18 protein-coding genes are annotated in these 19,883 nt (G+C 67.9%); 9 read left to right on the forward strand and 9 right to left on the reverse strand.

Annotated features, from left to right (window positions below; genetic code table 11):
- Positions 1-37: 37 nt before the first annotated feature.
- The 4 genes from HQ312_RS03780 to HQ312_RS03795 are packed head-to-tail and all read right to left on the reverse strand — an operon-like array spanning position 38 to position 4,908.
- Positions 38-1,147 carry a cysteine protease StiP family protein gene (locus HQ312_RS03780; RefSeq protein ID WP_222637866.1) on the reverse strand — a complete coding sequence of 370 codons (1,110 nt, stop codon included), beginning with the start codon at positions 1,145-1,147 and terminating at the stop codon, positions 38-40.
- Positions 1,144-2,418 carry a phosphoribosyltransferase family protein gene (locus tag HQ312_RS03785; protein ID WP_222637867.1) on the reverse strand — a complete coding sequence of 425 codons (1,275 nt, stop codon included), beginning with the start codon at positions 2,416-2,418 and terminating at the stop codon, positions 1,144-1,146. The genes HQ312_RS03780 and HQ312_RS03785 overlap by 4 nt, the downstream gene beginning before the upstream one ends.
- The gene (locus HQ312_RS03790) at positions 2,415-3,599 is read right to left on the reverse strand and encodes an HpcH/HpaI aldolase/citrate lyase family protein (RefSeq protein ID WP_056440932.1); all 1,185 of its coding nucleotides are present in this window, start codon (positions 3,597-3,599) and stop codon (positions 2,415-2,417) included. The genes HQ312_RS03785 and HQ312_RS03790 overlap by 4 nt, the downstream gene beginning before the upstream one ends.
- 16 nt (positions 3,600-3,615) lie before the next feature.
- Positions 3,616-4,908, reverse strand: coding sequence for a hypothetical protein (locus HQ312_RS03795; RefSeq protein WP_056440935.1), 1,293 nt, complete (start codon positions 4,906-4,908; stop codon positions 3,616-3,618).
- Between the two features lie 77 nt (positions 4,909-4,985).
- Here HQ312_RS03795 and HQ312_RS03800 point away from each other — a divergent pair, with 77 nt between their 5' ends.
- Together HQ312_RS03800 and HQ312_RS03805 are read left to right on the forward strand one after the other, a co-directional pair.
- Positions 4,986-5,561, forward strand: coding sequence for a TerD family protein (locus tag HQ312_RS03800; RefSeq protein WP_027506015.1), 576 nt, complete (start codon positions 4,986-4,988; stop codon positions 5,559-5,561).
- A gap of 171 nt (positions 5,562-5,732) precedes the next feature.
- A complete protein-coding gene (locus HQ312_RS03805; RefSeq protein ID WP_027506016.1) occupies positions 5,733-6,848 on the forward strand; it encodes a DUF475 domain-containing protein in 1,116 nt (371 codons plus the stop codon).
- A gap of 10 nt (positions 6,849-6,858) precedes the next feature.
- Here the strand turns inward: HQ312_RS03805 and HQ312_RS03810 are convergent, their stop codons facing one another.
- From HQ312_RS03810 to HQ312_RS03820, 3 genes are all read right to left on the reverse strand, one after another.
- On the reverse strand, positions 6,859-7,170 hold the full coding sequence (locus HQ312_RS03810; RefSeq protein WP_081821310.1) for a LuxR C-terminal-related transcriptional regulator: 312 nt from the start codon (positions 7,168-7,170) through the stop codon (positions 6,859-6,861).
- 167 nt (positions 7,171-7,337) lie between these two features.
- Positions 7,338-7,919, reverse strand: a complete 582-nt coding sequence (locus HQ312_RS03815; RefSeq protein ID WP_056440941.1) for a GNAT family N-acetyltransferase — start codon at positions 7,917-7,919, stop codon at positions 7,338-7,340.
- Positions 7,916-9,325, reverse strand: a complete 1,410-nt coding sequence (locus tag HQ312_RS03820) for a hypothetical protein (RefSeq protein WP_222637868.1) — start codon at positions 9,323-9,325, stop codon at positions 7,916-7,918. The genes HQ312_RS03815 and HQ312_RS03820 overlap by 4 nt, the downstream gene beginning before the upstream one ends.
- Positions 9,326-9,496: 171 nt before the next feature.
- Here HQ312_RS03820 and rpsF point away from each other — a divergent pair, with 171 nt between their 5' ends.
- The 6 genes from rpsF to dnaB all read left to right on the forward strand — a co-directional run bounded on the left by rpsF (position 9,497) and on the right by dnaB (position 16,995).
- Positions 9,497-9,784, forward strand: a complete 288-nt coding sequence (rpsF, locus tag HQ312_RS03825; RefSeq protein WP_027506019.1) for a 30S ribosomal protein S6 — start codon at positions 9,497-9,499, stop codon at positions 9,782-9,784.
- Between the two features lie 79 nt (positions 9,785-9,863).
- Entirely contained in the window at positions 9,864-10,415 is a 552-nt protein-coding gene (locus HQ312_RS03830) for a single-stranded DNA-binding protein (RefSeq protein ID WP_027506020.1), read from the forward strand.
- 47 nt (positions 10,416-10,462) lie between these two features.
- The gene (gene rpsR / locus HQ312_RS03835; RefSeq protein WP_027506021.1) at positions 10,463-10,705 is read left to right on the forward strand and encodes a 30S ribosomal protein S18; all 243 of its coding nucleotides are present in this window, start codon (positions 10,463-10,465) and stop codon (positions 10,703-10,705) included.
- A 14-nt stretch (positions 10,706-10,719) separates the two neighbouring features.
- Positions 10,720-11,172 (forward strand): 50S ribosomal protein L9, encoded by a 453-nt coding sequence (gene rplI / locus HQ312_RS03840; protein ID WP_027506022.1) that lies wholly within the window; start codon positions 10,720-10,722, stop codon positions 11,170-11,172.
- A 338-nt stretch (positions 11,173-11,510) separates the two neighbouring features.
- Positions 11,511-13,784 (forward strand): SulP family inorganic anion transporter, encoded by a 2,274-nt coding sequence (locus HQ312_RS03845; RefSeq protein WP_373428244.1) that lies wholly within the window; start codon positions 11,511-11,513, stop codon positions 13,782-13,784.
- A gap of 571 nt (positions 13,785-14,355) precedes the next feature.
- Entirely contained in the window at positions 14,356-16,995 is a 2,640-nt protein-coding gene (dnaB, locus tag HQ312_RS03850; protein ID WP_222637870.1) for a replicative DNA helicase, read from the forward strand.
- On the opposite strand, the gene HQ312_RS03855 is transcribed toward dnaB, so the two are convergent.
- A complete protein-coding gene (locus tag HQ312_RS03855; RefSeq protein WP_027506024.1) occupies positions 16,992-17,552 on the reverse strand; it encodes a YceI family protein in 561 nt (186 codons plus the stop codon). The genes dnaB and HQ312_RS03855 overlap by 4 nt on opposite strands.
- Before the next feature lie 41 nt (positions 17,553-17,593).
- On the opposite strand from HQ312_RS03855, the gene HQ312_RS03860 reads away from it, so the two are divergent.
- Complete coding sequence (locus HQ312_RS03860) at positions 17,594-18,301, forward strand: YoaK family protein (RefSeq protein WP_222637871.1); 708 nt, start codon at positions 17,594-17,596, stop codon at positions 18,299-18,301.
- A gap of 6 nt (positions 18,302-18,307) precedes the next feature.
- Here HQ312_RS03860 and HQ312_RS03865 read toward each other — a convergent pair whose 3' ends face one another.
- Positions 18,308-19,723: a diguanylate cyclase gene (locus HQ312_RS03865; RefSeq protein ID WP_222637872.1), complete on the reverse strand. Its 1,416-nt coding sequence runs from the start codon at positions 19,721-19,723 to the stop codon at positions 18,308-18,310.
- Positions 19,724-19,883 lie beyond the last annotated feature (160 nt).

Consider the following 19,883-nt stretch of genomic DNA (forward strand, 5'->3'; position numbering starts at 1 on the left):
TCGAGATCGGTCGCGACCAGTGCGGTCCTCGCCTCGGTCACGAGACGTCCCGGACGAGACCCATGCAGGAGTAGGCGAGATCGGGAACGACGTCCACGGGCACGCCCCTCGCCTCGGCGAGCATCCGGATGTGGCGGTGCTCCGGCGCCTGCGCGTCGCGCACGAGAACGCGCCACGGGACCCGGCGGAGCAGCACGCGGGTGGTCTCTCCCACTCCGGGTTTGACGAAGTTGACCGTGCTGATGCCGTACTCCTCCCGTACGCGCTCGACCGAGGCCCAGCCACTCCACGTCGGAGTCCGGTCGGCGGACCGCACCGTCGACAGTCCCTCTACCACGGCGTCCGCGACGTCGTCGAATCTGGCGGACACGCTGTCCAGCAACAGGTTCGACACGTCCACCGCGGCGAGGTCGGCGTAGAACTTGGCGCCGTGGAACTCACCGGGCCCGATGAGCGTGTCGTTGAGCACGGTGCGGGAGATCAGGCCCGACACCGTCGAGTTGAGGCATGCCGACGCGATGAGGAAGTCGTCGCGGGTGCCGTAGGTGGTCACACAGTGCCCGGGGTCCGCCAGTACCGCGAGCCGGTCGTCGAAGCGGGGGCCTCCCGCCCGGTGCACCGCGTCGAGGGCGGCGGTCAATTCCCGAGTGATGGCGCCCTTGCCGGTCCACCCGTCCACGAAGACGACGTCGGCCGGGTCGTGGTGACGGGCGAGATGATCCAGTGCGGCCGAGTCGATTCCGCGGTCGCGCACGATGGACACGGCGTAGTGCGGCCACGTCAGACCGCGCACGTCCCGCGCCCAGCGGCGCATCAGGATGCCGATGGGGGTGCCGGCGCGGGCGAGAGAGGCGAGCACCAGGTTCTCACCGCGCTCGGCGATCACCAGATCGGTGACGACGCCGACCGCGGTGGCGAGGCGCGTCGCGCTCTCCTCCAGGACGGTGGCGAACAGGTCGCGGTAGGCGGCATCGGGTTGATACTCGACGGGCAGGCTCTCGGCGTAGTGCGCTGCGCCCGACTGGATCTGCTGCTCCCGCGACGCGGTGTCCGCCTCCAGCGAGACGTGCGAGAGATCCTTCAGGAGCCAGGACACCTCGTCCGCCGCGTAGGACCCGAACGCCGGACCGTGCAGCGGTGCCGTCATCGAGACCCCGTCCGCAGCGAGTGCGGATCCGCCGCCACCACGGCGACGGTGACGTCGATACCGGTGCGGGTGAGGGCGTCCACGAGACCGTCCGGACCCGTCAAGGCCTCGGTGTCCGCGGGCGGATCCACGACGAGAAGAATGGGGCTCGGCGCCGCCTCGTCCGGTACCCGAGCATTGTAGAGATGACGTCGGCCACCGGCCGCGGGTTCCGGTGCGACGAACGAGAAGCCGCGCCGCAGCGGGTAACCCGGCTCGTCGAGCACATGAGCGGGTGAGCGGGTGGTGGTCTGGAACAGTGTCGGCGTTCCGCGGTCCGACAGTGCGCGGGCGATGCGGAGCGGGAGGTACATCAGTTCCTCGTGCCCGATCACGACGGTGGTGCCCGAGCCGAGGTGCGGTCGCAGCAGATCGGCCGACTCCTCGACCGCGGCGTCGAAGGCGGCGACGTCCTCGGCCCGAAAACCGTGGCGACCGCCGTCGGGCACTCCGGCCGGCCAGGGCACGTCGACCCTGGTGACGGTCCCTCGGTGGGGAGCATCCACCGGTGCAGACGCAGCGGGTAGCGCTTCCACGACGGCGATCATGTCGTCGGGCAGATGCACGGTGCCCGTCGCGAGCGACACCGAGTCGATGACCACCCCGAGTTCCGCAGCGACGCGGTCGGTCTCGCGGCGCTGATCCGCCGAGCGCATGTCGACGAGCGAGGCGATCACGTAGCGCGCCCGCGGCGCGAGTGCGTGCACCGCGCGAATGGCACCGAGGGCCGTCGTTCCCGTGGAGATCTCGTCGTCGACCAGGACCATCGGGAGGTAAGAGGGCAGGTCGCGCTCCGGATCGGTGGGTAGGAGGCGATGATCCGTCGCGTGCGAGTGGCCCTCCTCGAACTCGCCGTGCACGGCGAATCCCTCGACGGGTCGACGGGTCGAGTGGATGTAGGACCGTGCGCCGAGGCGCGTCGCCACGCAGTGACCGAGTCCCGTCGCGGTCTCGGCGAATCCGAGTACCACCACGCCGTCGTCGTGCCCGGCGAGCACGTCGGCGCACAGGGAGCCCAGGAGCTCACCTGCTCGGATCACCTCGGCCGGGTCCTGCGGGATGTGTTTGCCCAGAACGGTCGACACCAGCAGGTGTGCTCGGCGCGGGTTGCGCCGCAGCCCCGGCTGCACCAGGTCGCCCACCCGCCGGCCCACCGACGAGGTGCCGTGCTCGAGGACGAGCCCCAGTTCCGCTGTCGCCCAGGGCAGTCGACGGTCCATCGCGCGGCTCATCGTGCAGTGCCGGTCGTGGACGCGGGACGCCTGGCCAGTGCCTGCATCACGTCGACGAACGACACACCCTCGGCGGTGACGCCGAAGACGGCGGCCCGGCGCAGCGTCTGCTCGGCCCACGGCCGGTGCGGGCCGAGTTCGTTCATCTTGTTGCCGTAGCCGGAGGCGAGGACGCCGCCTCCGCCGGAGGACGACGCGATGGCCTGTGCATCCTGATACTCCTCGTGGGTGACCACCGACAGCGAGTGCACGGCGGCGACGTGGGACGGGTGGATGACGGTCTTGCCGTGCAGCCCGTTGGCACGGTCGAGCGCGACCTCACGGAGCAGACCGTCGATGTCGCGGCTGACCAGCTGCTGGCGGAAGCGGACGGCGTCGTGCTCGGCGAAGGGCGTGGCTCGCAGCATCGGGCGGAACAGCCGCTCGTGGTCGGCGAAGTACTCCCAGACCGGGCCGGTGACGACGAAACCCGTTCCGTCACTGCGCCCGAGGTGGTTGACGATGGCGCCGATGGTGTCCGCGACCACCCGCACGTCGTAGATCGTCAGGTCGCGGTCGCGTCGGATCCCGAAGGCGCCGCTCATGTCGGTGGCACCGACTCGCACCGCCAGGACGCTGTCGCGGTATCGGTCGAGCACGTCACGTGCACCGGCCAACTCGTCGTCACGGGTCTCCCGGTAGACCATCTCGCGGGACTCCATCACGGGCATGACCACCAGGTGTCTGCCCGCTGCGGCCGACCGAGCGGCCACCTCCTCGAGAAACTTCTCGCCGCTCTCCGGCCGGAACTTGGGAAGAACGAAGCCGTGCAGGACGTCGATGCCGGTGGTGAGACGGTCGCAGACGTGGTGCATGTCCTCCGCCGTGCGGACGCGGACGAAGACGGCGGCCTCGGGCGGATCGACGGCGAGTGCGTCCAGCGCGGCGACGACGTGTCCGCGCGCCGCTTCGAGGTCGGCGTCGGCAACGGCGTCCTCGAGATCGAGCACGACGGACCGGGAGCCCTCGGCCGCGCGCTTGCGTACCGTCTCCACCAGGTTTGCCCTGGTGGCCGGGACGTAGAGCGTGGCGCCCAGGGCGAGCGCCCGCGTCGTGAGGTCGCTCTCCGCGGTCACGGCGACGGGCGGGCGGTGGAACAGGTACTCGAGTGTGGCGGGTTCCAGGTGAGAGAAGTGCTGCACTGCAACCCCTTTCGTATCAGGTCCGACTCTGTCGGCCGCGGATGCGGTCGACCACACCGGAGATGAAGTCCTCGACGGAATCGAGTTCGCGCAGGTACGCCCAGTAGTCGGGCCGGCCCGTTCCGAGTGCCGCGGCGGCCCTCTCGATCCGTGCGAGCTGAGCATCCAACACCGAGCCCCATTCGGCAACCAGTCCCCGGTCGACGGCCAGCAGCTGCGCGTCGCGCAGCCGGAACCGGACGCGCCGATCCACGGCCCCGGGGTCGTCCCGCACCTCGCGCAGGCGTGCCAGGCGTCCGGTGACGGCCTCGATGTCCGCCTCCGCGTCGGCCAGATGCTGCCGTGCGGCGGTGATCCGGTCGAGTGCCTCCTCCGGGTCGCCTCGGTCGCGTGCGGTCGCCGCGTCGTCGATGTCGCGGGCCGCCTCGACCATGTGGGTCTCGCAGTTCTCCCGAGCTCGGGAGAGATCGTCCGAGCTGGCGGCCACGAACTCGCGCAGCAGGGCGGAGTAGGCGGGCGCGATGTACTCGGCCTTGGTGCCGACCGCCTGGAGCCGGGTGCGGACCGATGCCAGGGCGGTGGACGCCGATCCGGCGCGGCCGGGTGCCTCGGCGAGTGCCTGGCGGAGATCGTCCGCGGCGGAGCGCACCTGCGCTGCGCGGCCGGTGACCGCGGTGCCGCTGCCCCCGGATTCCGCCGCCGCGAGACCGTCCAGTGCACGGTGTACCGCGGCGACGGCGTCACGCACGGAGCGATAGGAGTGGTGCGGTTCCGATCCGGTGACGGTCGCCAGCACCGAGGTCGCCGCGGTGCGTGCGTCGTTCGCCAGGCGCGGGACCGCGGCGTACTCGAGCGTCGCGTGCTCGAGCCGTGCCCGGTGCGCCTCGTAGAACTGGTCGACCGCGGCGCTGGCGGCGGAGAGGTGGGCGATGGCGGTGGCGAAGGCGTCGTACGCCTCCTCGCTCGCGTCGGACTCGGGGCGCTCCGTGGCCGCCAGATACGAGGCACCCGCTGCGAAGCACTGCTCCTCCACCGGCCGCCAGCGCGCTCGCAGACTGTCGTCCGACCTGCCCAGTCGTTCCAGCGCGTCGACCCCCGCGGACGCGATCGACTGACGCTTGTCCATGTCGAGGAAGGTCCGGACCGTGTCGGCCCGGATGGCGGCGACCGCCTCGGTGCGCGCCCGGCCGCGGCTCAGGCGCCCGGGCCAGCGGTGTGTCACCCGCCCGATGGTACTGGCGGCGCCGTTCTCGGACGCGCCGGCGATCTCGAGTCGCACCGGCTCGCGGGAACGCTGGTGCGATGCCACACGTTGAGGGTATGAACGCGAGTGGACCGCAGTTTCCATTACGCAACCGGTAGCACGCAACCGAAAGGACTCGAGCCATGGGCGTCAGCCTGACCAAGGGTGGCAATGTCTCCCTCACGAAAGCCGCACCGAATCTCACGGCCGTCTCGGTGGGTCTCGGATGGGACATCCGCACGACCACCGGCACCGACTTCGACCTCGATGCCAGCGCCATCGCGCTCGGTACGGACAAGAAGGTCGTCAGCGACCAGCACTTCGTGTTCTTCAACAACCTGAAGAGCCCCGACGGGTCGATCGAGCACACCGGTGACAACACCACCGGTGAGGGCGACGGCGACGACGAGGTCATCAACGTCGAGCTCTCCGCCGTGCCGCCGAACATCGACACCATCAACTTCCCGGTGTCCATCTACGAGGCCGACGCACGCTCGCAGTCGTTCGGCCAGGTTCGCAACGCCTACATCCGCGTCGTCGACAAGTCCAACGGCACCGAACTCGCCCGCTACGACCTCAGCGAGGACGCCTCGACGGAGACCGCCATGGTGTTCGGCGAGCTCTACCGCAACGGTGCGGAGTGGAAGTTCCGCGCCGTGGGCCAGGGCTACGCCTCCGGTCTGGCCGGCATCGCCCGCGACTTCGGAGTGAACGTCTGACCCCTGTGAAGGAGTAATGTCCCGCTCGACGGGGCATTCGGTCCGAGTACCGGAGAGTGTTGCGCGTCGTCCTCGTCGGACGGCGCTGCGACACTCTCCGTTGCATGTCGGGGCAACGACGCCCCGTCGCCGGAGCCCGCAGGGATCGACACCAGAGAAAGGCCACCACCCGTGGTTCTACGCATCTTCGGATGGTCGTTCGCGATCACCGCGCTCGCCATCGTGGTGGCCTTCATCTACGGGAGCTGGCAGGCCGTCGCTCTCGTCGTGATCCTCGGCATCCTCGAGGTGTCGCTGTCCTTCGACAACGCGGTCATCAACGCGACGGTCCTGCGCCGGATGAGCGAGTTCTGGCAGAAGATCTTCCTGACCATCGGCATCATCATCGCCGTCTTCGGTATGCGGCTGGTCTTTCCGCTGGTCATCGTCTGGGCCGCGTCCGGCCTGGGCCCCGTGGCGGCGCTCCGTCTCGCGCTCAACCCGCCCGCGGACGATGCCGCCTACTTCCCCGACGGCAGCCCGTCGTACGAGACGCTGATCACCGACGCGCATCCGCAGATCGCCGCGTTCGGTGGCATGTTTCTGCTCATGCTGTTCCTCGGCTTCATCTTCGAGGAGCGCGAGCACACCTGGCTCTCGTGGATCGAGAAGCCGCTGGCCAAGGCCGGCAAGCTCGACATGATGTCCGTGATCGTCGCCGGCATCCTGCTGGTTCTCGCGGCCGAGTTCATGGCGGAGGACGACAAGATCTCCACGGTCATGGTGTCCGGCGTGCTGGGCATGGTCACCTACATCGCGGTGAACGGCCTCGGCAATCTGTTCCACGTCCCCGGTGAAGACGAGGAGGAGGAGACCTCCGGCGGGCCGTCGGACCTCGCGAAGGCGACCGGCAAGGCCGGCTTCTTCCTGTTCCTCTACCTCGAGGTCCTCGACGCGTCCTTCAGCTTCGACGGCGTCATCGGCGCGTTCGCCATCACCGCCGACCCCATCATCATCGCCCTGGGCCTCGGCTTCATCGGTGCGATGTTCGTGCGGTCGCTCACGGTCTATCTGGTGCGCAAGGGCACGCTCGACGACTACGTGTACCTCGAGCACGGCGCCCACTGGGCCATCGGCGCACTGTCGATCATCCTGCTGGTCTCGATCGGCGTGCACATCAACGAGATCATCACCGGACTCGTCGGTGTGGTCCTCATCGGACTGTCGTTCCTGTCCAGCGTGCGCCGTAACCGGCGCCTCGCGGCCGAGGGGCATGCCGACGACGCCAAGGTGCACATCCAGGAATGACGGGCGGACCTCAGAGTTCGTCGATGTCGATCAGGCCGTCCTGCAGGGCCCGCGCGACCAGGGATGCCTTGGTCGGTGCGGGCCGGCCGACGGCCGCGTACTTCTGACGGATCCGCGTCAGGTGGGTGTTCACCGTTCCGAGCGAGAGGAACATGCTGGCCGCGACGGCCGGCTTGGAATCGCAGCGGAACCAGCTGATGAGCACCTCGATCTCACGAACCGTGAGGTTGGGGCGCTGGTAGGTGGTGCTGTCGGTGTGGCCATGCGTGCGAACGGTGGCCGAGCCGTCCTGATCCGGACGGCGCCATGTCGTGGTCGTCACTGGTGTGCCCTTGTTTCTCGTGTCCCTGGTTTCGGTCGAACTGCCGGTTTCTTCAGCAGTCTCTCACCGAACAGTCGGTTTTGTCATCGTTCCCCGGAGAATGACTCGTCACGAACTCTGCCGGACGAGTGCACACATTCTGTAAAAGGCGCAGGTCGACGGACGGCTCAGCTGTCGATGCGGCTGCGCAGAACGTCCCGGGCCGCCGGCCATTCGTCGTCGGTCATCGAGAACAGCGCCGTGGTGCGCCACGTTCCGTCGACGCGGCGACGATGCTTGCGCAGCAATCCCTCGAAGTGTGCGCCGAGCTTGCCGATCGCCGCACGGGACTGCTCGTTCAGTGCGTCGGTGTGCCACTCCACCCGCACCACGCCGGCGGAGCCGAAGGCGTGCTCGAGCAGAAGGAACTTCGACTCGGGGTTGATCCGGGTTCCCTGGGCCGAGCGCGAGAGCCAGGTGTATCCGATGGCGACGCTCCGATTCGAGGCGTCGATCTGATAGTAGGACGTCGTGCCGACCGCGACGCCGGTACGCGCGTCCCGCTGCAGGAACGCCCGCCGCGCCGTGTCCGCGAGGGCGGTGTCGATGTACGCGCGGGCGGTCGTGTCGTCGGACACGACGGATCCGGTCCAGCGGAAGATCGCGGGGTCGTCCGCGGCCGCCGCGAGCTCGCCCGCGTGATCGGGCGTCAGCGGCTCGAGGTGCACGTGCTCGCCGAGCAGGGGGACGGGATCGAACGGCGTGCTCACACGGGTACCTCCGCTTCGGCGTCGGTCCGGCGGCGCGGGGACCGGGTGGGACGGGCGTCGAGAGTGCGGCGACGGGACCGTGCGAACAGGACGACGAGAACGACCAGCAGCACGGCGCGCACCCACACCCCGAACACCACGACGTTCTCCTCGGTGGTCGCGTCGCTGCCACTCGACAACGCGGCGAAGTACCGGAAGACGCCGACACCGAGTACGACGTCGGTGATCAGGTAAGCCGTCACCACGTGCCAGGGAACGTGCACCAGGACGAAGAACGGGACGAGCCACAGCGTGTACTGCGGTGAGTGCACCTTGTGGAACAGAAGGAACGCCACGAGCATCACCGCGCTGGTCTGCACCCAGGGGTAGGTGCCCTCCGCGAGACGTCGACGCCAGCCGAACCACAGCGCGGCGGCGAACGACACCAGCACCAGCAACGGCGAGAGCACCGAGACCAGGCTCTGGTATGCCTGGTCGTTGGCGGCGCTCATGTCCGGCGTCGCCGACGGCACGTCGTAGAGGATCCGCAGTCCCCAGTACCAGATCGAGTTGGTCGTGATGTCGGCCTGCCGCATGCCCTGGAAGGCGAACGACGCTCGCCATCCGTCGTAGCCGAGGATCGCGAAGGGCAGGTTGACGGCGGCCACCACGGCAGCGGCGACGGCGATCACTCCGGCCGCCCCGCGCACGTCGAGTCGGCGCGGCGACCGGCGTGCGGACACGGGGGACTCCACCCCGCCCACGCCCCCGGCCAGGACGTACGACGCGAGCGGGAGAACGAAGGCGCCCGGATAGAGCTTGAGGCAGAAGCCCACCGCCAGGAGTGCCGACGCCAGATACGCCCGACGTCGGAGAGGCATGCGGGTGGACATCACGTACACGGCGCCGACGGTCGTCGCCACCACGGGGAGTTCCCAGTTGTGGAACGCGTAGAGAACCAGCGCGGGGCCGGCCGACCAGAGCAGCGCGACGCGGCCGCCGAGGCGTCCCAGCATCCAGGCGGTCACCGCGCCGAACGGCGCGAGCAGGAGCGCCGAGTAGAGGAGGAACTGGGCGTCGGTGTGGCTCGCCAGACCGCCGACCCACATGAGGAGTCCGCTGAGCACCGGGTACTCGACGGTTCCGCCGGTGAGTGTGCCGTCGGCGGAGATACCGCCGGTCAGGTAGGGGAACAGGTGCTGATCGATGCCGCGGTCGAGCCACAGGAACTGGATGTCGGAGTAGCAGACGGACGAGTCCTTGATGCGGTCGAACGCCAGACTGCGTCCGGTCTCGTCGAAGGGTGCTCCCGCGCACCGCGCCTTGTTGACGTAGCCGAGCACCATCGTGATCACCGAGATCGCGGTGACGGCGGCCGCCGTGGCGACCCCGGCGCGGCCGGAGATCGTCGCGCGGCCGGTGGTCATGAGGACAAGAGTAGGTGCCCCGGACCTCGCGCCGTGCTGTCCGCACCGTCGATCCGCCGATTTCGTGGTGAGCCGCGGTCCAGGTACCCTGGACCGGTTGCTGACGCAACGACCCTCCTGTCACGGATCGTCCGTGACCGTTTCACAGTCCATAGGAGGTGATGAGGTCTTATGCGTCATTACGAACTGATGGTCATCCTCGACCCCAATCTCGACGAGCGCACGGTCGCCCCGTCGCTGGATACGTTCCTGAACGTCATCCGCAAGGACGGCGGCAAGGTCGACAAGGTCGACGTGTGGGGAAAGCGCCGTCTCGCCTACGAGATCGAGAAGCACGCCGAAGGCATCTACGCGGTGATCGACATCAACGCGGAGCCCGCCACGGTGTCGGAGCTCGATCGCCAGCTCGGCCTGAACGAATCGGTGCTGCGCACCAAGGTTCTGCGCCGCGGCAAGTGATCCCTCGTGTCACCGTCTCGCCCTAGGCTGACGGCAACCGAGAAGATCATGCGCTGACAAGGCACGAGAAAGAGGAATCATGGCAGGCGAAACCGTCATCACCGTCGTCGGGAACCTGACGGCCGATCCCGAACTCCGATTCACCCCCGCAGGTGCAGCGGTCGCGAACTTCACCGTCGCGTCCACGCCCCGCACGTTCGATCGTCAGTCCAACGAATGGAAGGACGGCGACGCACTCTTCATGCGCTGCAACATCTGGCGCGAGGCTGCGGAGAACGTCGCGGAGTCGCTCACCCGCGGTGCGCGAGTCGTCGTGACGGGTCGGTTGCGGCAGCGTTCCTACGAGACGCGTGAAGGCGAGAAGCGCACTGTCGTCGAACTCGAGGTCGACGAGGTCGGTCCCTCCCTGCGGTACGCGACGGCCAAGGTCAACAAGGTCAGTCGCGGCAGCGGCGGAGGCGGCGGCAACAGCGGCGGCGGGTTCGGTGGTTCCTCCGGTGGATCGGGTGGCTCGTCGAGCCGTTCGTCCGGTGGCAGCTCGGGCGGTGACGATCCGTGGGGCAGTGCCCCGCAGGCATCGGGATCGTTCGGTGGCTCCCGTGGCGGCGGCGACGACGAACCGCCGTTCTGATCCGGTACGCACCACACATGCAGTGAATCAAGATTCGGAGATTGTCCATGCCTAAACCGCCGTTGCGCGACAAGGTGATCAAGAAGAAGGTCTGTGCCTTCTGCAAGGAAAAGAACACGTCCATCGACTACAAGGACACGACGTTGCTGCGTAAGTACGTCAGCGACCGCGGCAAGATCCGCGCTCGTCGTGTCACCGGCAACTGCGTCCAGCACCAGCGGGACATCGCCATCGCAGTCAAGAACTCGCGTGAGGTAGCACTGCTGCCCTACGCCGCGACTGCGCGATAAGGGGAAAGGTAACCATGAAGCTCATCCTCACCGCTGATGTCGACAACCTCGGCGCACCCGGAGACACCGTCGAGGTCAAGGACGGCTACGGACGTAACTTCCTGCTGCCCCGTGGACTGGCCATTGCGGCCACCCGCGGAGCGCAGAAGCAGGTCGAGGGCATCCGTCGTGCCCAGGAAGCTCGCGCCGTGCGCGGGCTGGACCACGCCAACGAGCTCAAGCAGGCCATCGAGGGCCTGACGTCCGTGACGCTGTCGGTGCGAACCGGCGGCTCGGGCAAGCTCTTCGGTGCGGTCACCGCAGCCGACGTCGCCGCCGCCGTCAAGAGCGCCGGTGGCCCGGTGCTCGACAAGCGCAGCATCGAACTGCCGAAGTCGCACGTGAAGTCCACCGGAACGCACCGCATCACCGTGGCGCTGCACCCCGATGTGACGGCGTCGTTCGACCTCGAGGTCACCGCCTCGTAAGCATCACCGACACGCAGTACCGATTGCCCCGGCCGATTCTCGGCCGGGGCATTCTGCGTTTGCGTTCGTTCTTTTCCTGCCTGTCTCGGCCGTCCTCCGGCGTGGGCGAGGTGGTGATTCTGTGCGCGGTGAGTGTTTCCGGGTGGGTCCACTGGCACCGTCCCCAAACCTCGGAGCAGACGCGGCCCGAGCACCGTCCGGCGCCGAGGGTGCGCCGAAACCTTTACGTACTCTTCGAGATGTCTTGACCAACGATGCGCCCCGAGGAGAGACCGGGCGTTCTGCACCGACGAAACCGCACAGACCCACACCATCCGTGTCCGCCTGGAGGCTTCACCGTGACTGCACAACTCGATCGCTCGTCCCCCGCCGAACCACCCGTACCCGCCCCGAGCCCCACACCGCGCGACCGGCTGGCGAGCGTCGCCCGGTACGACGTGCCCGCGTCTCTCGTGGTGTTCCTGGTGGCGGTACCGCTCTCCATCGGAATCGCGGTGGCCTCCGGCGCTCCCGTCATGGCGGGCCTCATCGCGGCCGTCATCGGCGGCATCCTCGCCGGTGCGCTGGGTGGGTCCCCGCTGCAGGTGAGCGGGCCGGCCGCCGGCCTGACCGTGGTGGTGGCGGAGTTGGTGAACCAGTTCGGTTGGCGCATCACGTGTCTCATCACGGTGTTCGCCGGTGTGCTACAGGTGGTGCTGGGTCTGAGCCGTATCGCCCGCCAGGCGCTCGCCATCTCGCCGGTGGTGGTGCACGCGATGCTGGCCGGTATCGGTATCACCATCGCGCTGCAGCAGATCCACGTGCTGCTCGGTGGGGAGAGCCGGAGTTCCGCCGTCGCCAACATCACGTCTCTGCCTTCGTCGATCCTGAACGCCGAGGCGGCGCCGGTCGCCATCGGCGGCGTGGTCGTTGCGCTGATGCTGCTGTGGCCGCGCATCACCGGCCCACTCGGTAAGGTCCCCGGCCCGCTGGTGGCCGTGGTCGCGGGAACTGGTCTCTCACTGGCCTTCTCGATGAACGTCGAACGAATCGATCTGCCCGGCAACCTGATCGAGGCCGTGGAGTTGCCGGCATTCCCGGACGGGCAGTGGGCAGCGTTCGCGACCGGTGTGCTGACCATCGCGTTGATCGCGAGCGTCGAGAGTCTGCTCTCCGCCGTCGCCATCGACAAGATGCACTCGGGCAGACGCACCAACTTCGATCGCGAACTCATGGGTCAGGGCGCCGCCAACATGGTGTCCGGTGTCGCCGGCGGACTGCCCGTCACCGGCGTCATCGTGCGCAGCGCCACCAACGTCCGATCCGGCGCCCGATCCCCCGCTTCGGCTGTGCTGCACGGTGTCTGGGTTCTCATCTTCTCGGTCCTGTTCATCGGTGTGGTCGAGCTGGTCCCCTACGCCGCACTGGCAGGTCTGCTCGTCATGATCGGTGTGCAGCTGGTCAAGCTCGCGGACATACGCTCGGCGACGAAGACCGGCGACGTGGTGGTGTACGCGGCGACGGTCGTCGGTGTCGTCACCCTCAATCTGCTCGAGGGTGTGCTGATCGGGCTCGCCATCTCCGTCCTGCTGGTGTTGCGCCGCGTGCTGTGGGCACGGGTGCGTGCCGAGCAGCTCACCGAGGACTCCTGGCGCGTCGTGGTGGAGGGATCGCTCAGCTTCCTGTCGCTTCCTCGCCTCACGCGGGTGCTGCAGTCCGTTCCTGCCGGCCGATCCGTGACGATCGAGCTGACCGTCGACTTCCTCGACCACGCGGTGTACGACGCGCTGCACGAGTGGACGAAGCAGTACGAGGCGACGGGCGGCACCGTCGTCGTCGACGAGGTCGGCGCCGTGGACATGGCGTCGGCCACGGCCGGGCCACCGAGACGCATGCCCCACATGCTGTCCGCGCGCACGTTCATGCCGTGGTCGCAATGGCAGACCGTCGACAGCCACTCCGGGCCGTTCACCGCCGACGCCGTCACCCCGGCGGCGCTCCGGCCGGTCCTGGCCGGTGTCGAGGAATACCACCGTCGCAGCGCGTCGTCCATGCGCCCGCACCTCGAGAAGCTGAGCGAGTTCCAGGACCCGGACACGTTCTTCCTGAGTTGTGTCGACTCGCGCGTGCTGCCGAACACGATCACCAGCGCCGGACCCGGAGACCTCTTCACCGTCCGCAACATGGGCAATCTGATCCCGGTCGGTGATCCGGACACGTCGCTCGAGGCCGCTCTGGAGTACGGCGTGAACACGCTCGCCATCAGTTCCGTCGTGGTCTGCGGCCACTCCGGATGTGGAGCCATGCGGGGGCTGCTCGCGGACGCTCACGACGCCGACGGGGTGGTGGGTGAGTGGCTCTCGCACGGCCGGGCGAGCCTCAGTGCGTTCCGGAGTGGCCACCCCGTCGCGCGGGATGCCGCGGAGCTGGGGTTCTCCGAGATCGACCAGCTCGCCATGGTGAACGTGGCAGTACAACTGCAGACCCTGTCGCGTCACGCCGTGGTGGGCAAGGCGGTCGCCGAGGGGAGGCTCAAGGTGGTCGGACTCTTCTTCGACATTCCCACGGCGCGGGTCGTGCTCGTCGACGCGGCCTCGGTCACCGAGCTCGATCAGGAGCAAGCGCAGAACTGACCAGGGTCTCCACGGGGCGCCGCGATGCACTGCATCGCGGCGCCCCGTCGCGTGTCCGGCGGCTGTTATCCGGACCGGATCAGAATCACTCGGCGGTTTCACCGGCGGATACCGACATGTGACCCAGGTCATGTTGATAACTCCAGCCATGGAGACCTGACACGCCCGACATGTCAAGTCGGCAGGACACGCCGAGTGCGGATTCATCCACAGAGAGAAAAATTGCGAAATCGCCCTGACGTGCACTGATGGGCTGTGTGATCTTGTTGCTGCACAGGTTCTGCACAGGTGGTCAACACGACTCGCCTGCGTTGTCCACACCCCGTCCACAGATTGCTCAACAGGCTCGTTTGGTGCTGGCGGACCGAGCACCTAACGTCCCTCCGGCACACCATCGACGGGCCTCGTCGACCGCCGGACAGCCGCTCGCGCACGCGCGTGCAGTCACCTGTTCGGACCGTGTCGGAGGCCGGGGGTACAACGTGGTGAGCACGGACTCGGCCGACACGGCCGAGGACGGACGAGATCTCCGGGGGCGAGCTTCGGTCGAGCGAGAGGGCGGCGAACTTCTGTGGCAGTCGTGGACGATCGGGGAACGAACGACTACCAGGGGCCGTCCGAGGCGCCCGGTGAGGACTTCGGTCGTCAGCCCCCTCAGGACATGGCTGCCGAGCAGTCCGTTCTGGGCGGCATGCTGCTCAGCAAGGACGCCATCGCGGACGTCCTGGAGGTTCTGCGTCCCGGCGACTTCTACCGCCCGGCCCACCAGATGGTCTACGACGCCATCCTCGATCTGTACGGCCGCGGCGACCCCGCCGACCCGGTCACCGTCTCCGCGGAGCTCGAACGGCGCGGCGAGCTCAAGCGCATCGGCGGCCCGCCCTACCTCGTCACGCTGACGCAGACGGTCCCCACGGCGGCCAACGCGTCGTTCTACGCCGAGATCGTCGTCGAGAAGGCGATCCTGCGTCGCCTCGTCGAGGCCGGTACGCGCATCGTCCAGTTCGGCTACGCGGGCGCGGACGGTCAGGACGTGTCCGAAGTCGTCGACCGGGCTCAGGCCGAGGTGTACGAGGTCACCGAGCGGCGTACCGCGGAGGACTTCGTCCAGCTCGAGGAACTGCTGCAGCCCACGATGGACGAGATCGACTCCATCGCCAGCCGCGGCGGCATGTCGAACGGTGTCCCCACCGGCTTCACCGAGCTCGACGAGGTGACCAACGGTCTGCACCCGGGCCAGATGATCATCGTCGCGGCGAGGCCTGGTGTGGGCAAGGCGCTCGCCCTCGACACGCCGTTGGCGACGCCCACTGGGTGGACGACGATGGGTGAAGTCGAGGTCGGGGACCATCTCATCGATGCGTCCGGATCTGCGACTCGGGTCGTCGCTGCGACCGACGTGATGGTCGGTAGGCCGTGTTACGAGGTCGAGTTCTCCGACGGCACGGTCATCGTGGCCGACGCGGAGCATCAGTGGCTCACGGATACCCGCGCATCGCGAAAGTCGGCGCAGGCTGCGGCTGCTCGATACAACAGGACCAAGAACCAAGGAACGTTCGCCGAGGTGCGAACCACCGAGCAGATCGCCGGTTCGGTCAGGTGCGCGACCAAGGACGCTCGACTGAATCACTCGGTGACCAACGCGAAGCCGATCCAGCGTCCGGACGCGGTCCTTTCCGTCCCTCCCTACACGCTGGGCGCGTGGTTGGGGGACGGCACCAGCGCTTGCGCGCAGATCACCTCCGACGATCCCGAGATCATTGCTCGGATCGAAGGTGAGGGGTTGGTGGCCGTTCGATCCGCAGCAGCTGAGTTGCGATACTCGATTCAGCTTCCCGCACCCGAACCTGTACCGGCCAAGTTCTGTACGGTGTGCGGAAAACGCTTCGTGCCGTTCTCTTCTCAGGTGCGTACCTGCGGCCGTTCATGCGGTGGCCGGGCTCGTTTCCAGGATGACGTGGTGGATCAGCCGCTGTGCCCGCTCTGCGGTGAGCTGTGCACCGGACTTCGGATGTGCCAGAAGTGCCGAAACGCCACGGGGACGGTGCAAGCTCGCCTCCGAACACTCGGTGTGTTGAACAACAAGCACATTCCCATGGAGTACCTCAGGTCGTCGGAGTCGCAGCGGCGAGCTGTACTCGCCGGCCTGCTGGACACCGACGGGACCGTCACGGCAGGCGGATCCGCGCAGTTCAGTGTCACCAATGAGCGACTGGCACTCGACGTCGAGGAACTCATCGTCAGTCTGGGGTACCGAGTACATCGATCGACGAAGAGGGTGGCAGGACGCACCGAGGCGTCGTCGACGGCGTTCACACTCACCTTCTCGACCGATGATGTGGTCTTCGGTCTGCATCGAAAGCAGTTGCTGCACAAAGAGCGTCGTGCCTCGTCGAATGTGTCCAGGTCTTCGAGTCGCTTCATCGTCGACGTTCGTCGCGTCGACTCGGTGCCGGTCAGATGTGTCGAGGTCGATAACACGGACCACCTCTATCTCGCCGGTCGTTCGATGGTGCCGACACACAACTCCACTCTCGGAATGGATTTCATGCGCTCGTGCTCCATCAAGCACGGCATGGCCAGCGTCATGTTCTCGCTCGAGATGAGCCGCACCGAGATCGTCATGCGTCTCCTCTCCGCCGAGGCCAAGATCAAGCTCGGCGACATGCGCTCGGGAAAGATGACGGACGACGACTGGACCCGCCTCGCCCGCAGGATGAGCGAGATCAGCGAGGCACCACTCTTCGTCGACGACTCCCCCAACCTCACCATGATGGAGATCCGCGCCAAGGCGCGGCGACTGAAGCAGCGACACGATCTCAAGCTCATCGTCATCGACTACCTGCAGCTGATGTCGTCCGGCAAGAAGGTGGAGTCGCGTCAGCAGGAGGTCTCGGACTTCTCGCGATCGCTGAAGCTGTTGGCCAAGGAGCTCATGGTTCCGGTGGTCGCCATCTGTCAGCTCAACCGTGGTCCCGAGCAGCGCACGGACAAGAAGCCGATGGTCTCCGACCTGCGTGAGTCCGGCTCGCTCGAGCAGGACGCCGACATGGTCATCCTGCTCTACCGTCCGGATGCGACCGAGCGCGACGATCCCCGCGGCGGCGAAGCCGACCTGATCCTCGGCAAGCACCGCAACGGACCCACGGCCACCATCACGGTGGCGCACCAGTTGCACCTGTCGCGCTTCGTCGACATGGCGCGCGGCTAGTCCGCCGAGGCCGGCAAGGAGATCGAGGCGGAGAAGGACACGTCGACGTCGTCGACGACCTTCATCGATCCGAGCAGCTGGGAGTAGGGCTTCACGCCGAAGTCCGTCTGCGTCACCACCGCGTCGAAGGCGACGTGCGTGGTCCCGTCGGAGGTGGAGACCGAAAGGTCGACGGTGTGCTCGCGTGTCACGCCGTGGATCGTCAGCGTGCCGTCGAGACGGTAGCCGTCCTTCGTCGACTCGACGGTGGTCGCGTCGTAGCGGATCTCGGGATGGTCCGACGCGTCCAGCGTGCCGAGGGCGTTGGACCGCGCGAGCATCTTCTCGGGGCCGAACATCGGTGTGACGCCGCCCTCGCCACTGACGACCTCCATGGAGTCGACGCGGACCCGAACCGTGACGGCCGTCGGAGCGCCGTCCGACTCGTCGACGGTGACGCTCCAGTCGCGGAACGCGATGGTCAGCCGGTGCCCCATCTTCGACGCTCGACCGGTCACCCCGGTGTGGACGTTCAGCGTGCCGTCCGCCGCGGTCAGGGTCCTGCTCGAGGTGGTCATCACCCGACTGTATCCGCGCTGCTGGGGCAGAATGCGTGGCCGTGACCACACATGGCTTCTCGGACTACGTCGCGCATCCCCGCCACGGGCCGCTACCGATGATCCTGCTGGCCGTCACGGTCGTCACCGGTGCGATCGACGCGCTCAGCCTGCTGGCTCTCGGTCGAGTGTTCGTGGCCAACATGACGGGCAACGTCGTGTTCATCGGTTTCGCACTGGGCGGGGCGCCCGGTTTCTCGTTGTGGGGCTCGGTGCTCGCCCTGGTCGGATTCCTGGTGGGCGCGATGGTCGGTGGAACACTGATCACGCGGGCCGGTGGTCGACGAGATCATCTGCTGCGCAACGCACTCGGGGTCGAGCTCGTCCTCGCGCTCGCGTCGCTGATCGCCGCGATCCTCATGGTGGACGGTCCCGGCCGCGGATACGTCATCGTCGTGCTGCTAGCGCTGGGCCTGGGGCTGCAGAACGCGGCGGTGCGGCATCTCGCCGTCCCGGACATGACCACCACCGTGCTGACGATGGCCCTCACCGGCATCGGGTCCGATCTCCGAAAACGGGACGGGGCGGCTGTACTGCGTCGGCTCTCCTCCGTCGTCGCCATGTTCCTCGGTGCGATCCTGGGCACCGTGGTGGTGTTGCATTCGGGTGTGGTGGCGACACTGGTGCTCGTGGCCGCGTTGTTCGCGGTGATCCTCGTGGTCGTGTGGGCGGTGGGGCGCCGCGAGCAACCATGGCAGGTCGCCGCCTGACGTCGGTCAGTCGAGGCTGACCGCGACCACCGTGTTCCGGCCGCGTCGCTTCGCGTCGTACAGCGCATGATCCGCGGACACGAGCAGCGGCGAGACGGACTGCGGGGCGTAGCTCGTCCAGGCCAACCCTATGCTCACCGTCGCCGTGCGCGACGAGAGTACGTGCAGCCGTTCGTGATCGCGGCGGATCGAGTCGGCGATGGAGGCGGCGTCCTCCTGATCCGCGTGCGGGAGGAGGATTGCGAACTCCTCACCGCCCATGCGCCCGGCGATCGCGTCGTCCGGTAGGGCACCGAGGATGCAGGCGGCGCTGCGGACCAACGCGATGTCGCCCACGGCGTGGCCGAGCGTGTCGTTGATGGACTTGAAGTGGTCGAGGTCGAGCATGAGCAGCGCGACCGGCCGCGAGTCGGTGATGAGGGTGTCGAGGCGCTGCTGGCTCCGTCGCAGGAAGGCGGCGCGGGAGAGGACGCCGGTGAGACTGTCGTACTCGAGGGCCTCGCGGAGCTTGTTCTGCACGGCCATCCGGTCCAGCGACACGGCGGCGACCAGCAGCGGTCCGAGTGCGACCAACGCGACGGACAGCACCGCGGAGGCGCCGTCCTGGCCGTCCGCGCCCAGCAACCCACCGGTCTGGAGTTCCCCGCGTCCGAGGAAGAGCAGCGTCCATGCGGACCACAGTGCGGTGAGCAGCGCGGTGCCGAAGATGGGGATGCGGGTGGCGCACCAGAGCAGCGCGGGCAGCGGCAGCGCGAGCAGCAACGGGCCCTGGACGATGAGACCGGCCAGCATCAGCAGGACGGTCAACGCGATCGGTGCCGTCTCACCCGTGATCAGGCGTCGGAGCGAGGCGGGGCCGGTCCGTCGGCGCGGCGTAGACGCGCGGAAGGACAGTAGGACGGGGACGATCAGCAGGTAGCTCGTGAGCTCGGATCCGAACCAGCTCAGAGCCTCGACGGCGGGTGCGTGCGGTCCCAGCCGGCTGCTCGAGAGGGTGGCGACGGTCGTCGACAGGAGGGCGGCGACAACGATGCCGAGGCACATTCTGGCGAAGTCCGCGGATCCCGCGAGGGTCATCGGCTCGGGGTGCCGCCGCCGGATCACCAGCGTGCCTCCGAGGACCCCGACGATGTTCGCGACATTGAACGCGACCGCAGCGTAGACGTCGGTACCCGAGACGAGGTCCGCGGTGACGAGGGCGAGCAGCGCTGCGACGGCCGCCGGCGCGGTGAAGGTGCGGGGCCAGCGTACGAAGACGCTCAGCGCCACCGCGTTGGCCACCCACACCGAGGCGAGAAGTCCCGGTGGCCGCGAATGGATTCCGATGATCGCCGCGATGAAGACGGCGGCGGTCAGGAGGGCGATGTCGGTCGCGGCGCGCGCGGCCGGACTGCGCATGTCCGGCTCGGGTGTCGCAGGCAAGGTCGTCCTTCGCATGGACGGGAACCCCCTGTGACATCTCAGTCGTCCCCAACGGTTTCGTTGTTATCGAGTGCAGTATCTACTACCGCAACCGCACGTGGCGACCGATGCGGCAGACTGCTCACTCGCGCTGAGGCGCCGCGCTCGCCCACGTCTCCGG

Origin of the sequence: Rhodococcus sp. BP-316 (assembly GCF_019836105.1) — a bacterium.
Lineage (GTDB): Bacteria > Actinomycetota > Actinomycetes > Mycobacteriales > Mycobacteriaceae > Rhodococcoides.

What these genes read in the sequence shown, in the direction of transcription:
- HQ312_RS03780 (WP_222637866.1), bottom strand. Translation starts at nt 1,147, where the DNA reads ATGACGGCACCGCTGCACGGTCCGGCGTTCGGGTCCTACGCGGCGGAC.
- HQ312_RS03785 (WP_222637867.1), bottom strand. Translation starts at nt 2,418, where the DNA reads ATGAGCCGCGCGATGGACCGTCGACTGCCCTGGGCGACAGCGGAACTG.
- HQ312_RS03800 (WP_027506015.1), top strand. Translation starts at nt 4,986, where the DNA reads ATGGGCGTCAGCCTGACCAAGGGTGGCAATGTCTCCCTCACGAAAGCC.
- HQ312_RS03820 (WP_222637868.1), bottom strand. Translation starts at nt 9,325, where the DNA reads ATGACCACCGGCCGCGCGACGATCTCCGGCCGCGCCGGGGTCGCCACG.
- rpsF (WP_027506019.1), top strand. Translation starts at nt 9,497, where the DNA reads ATGCGTCATTACGAACTGATGGTCATCCTCGACCCCAATCTCGACGAG.
- HQ312_RS03830 (WP_027506020.1), top strand. Translation starts at nt 9,864, where the DNA reads ATGGCAGGCGAAACCGTCATCACCGTCGTCGGGAACCTGACGGCCGAT.
- rpsR (WP_027506021.1), top strand. Translation starts at nt 10,463, where the DNA reads ATGCCTAAACCGCCGTTGCGCGACAAGGTGATCAAGAAGAAGGTCTGT.
- rplI (WP_027506022.1), top strand. Translation starts at nt 10,720, where the DNA reads ATGAAGCTCATCCTCACCGCTGATGTCGACAACCTCGGCGCACCCGGA.
- HQ312_RS03855 (WP_027506024.1), bottom strand. Translation starts at nt 17,552, where the DNA reads ATGACCACCTCGAGCAGGACCCTGACCGCGGCGGACGGCACGCTGAAC.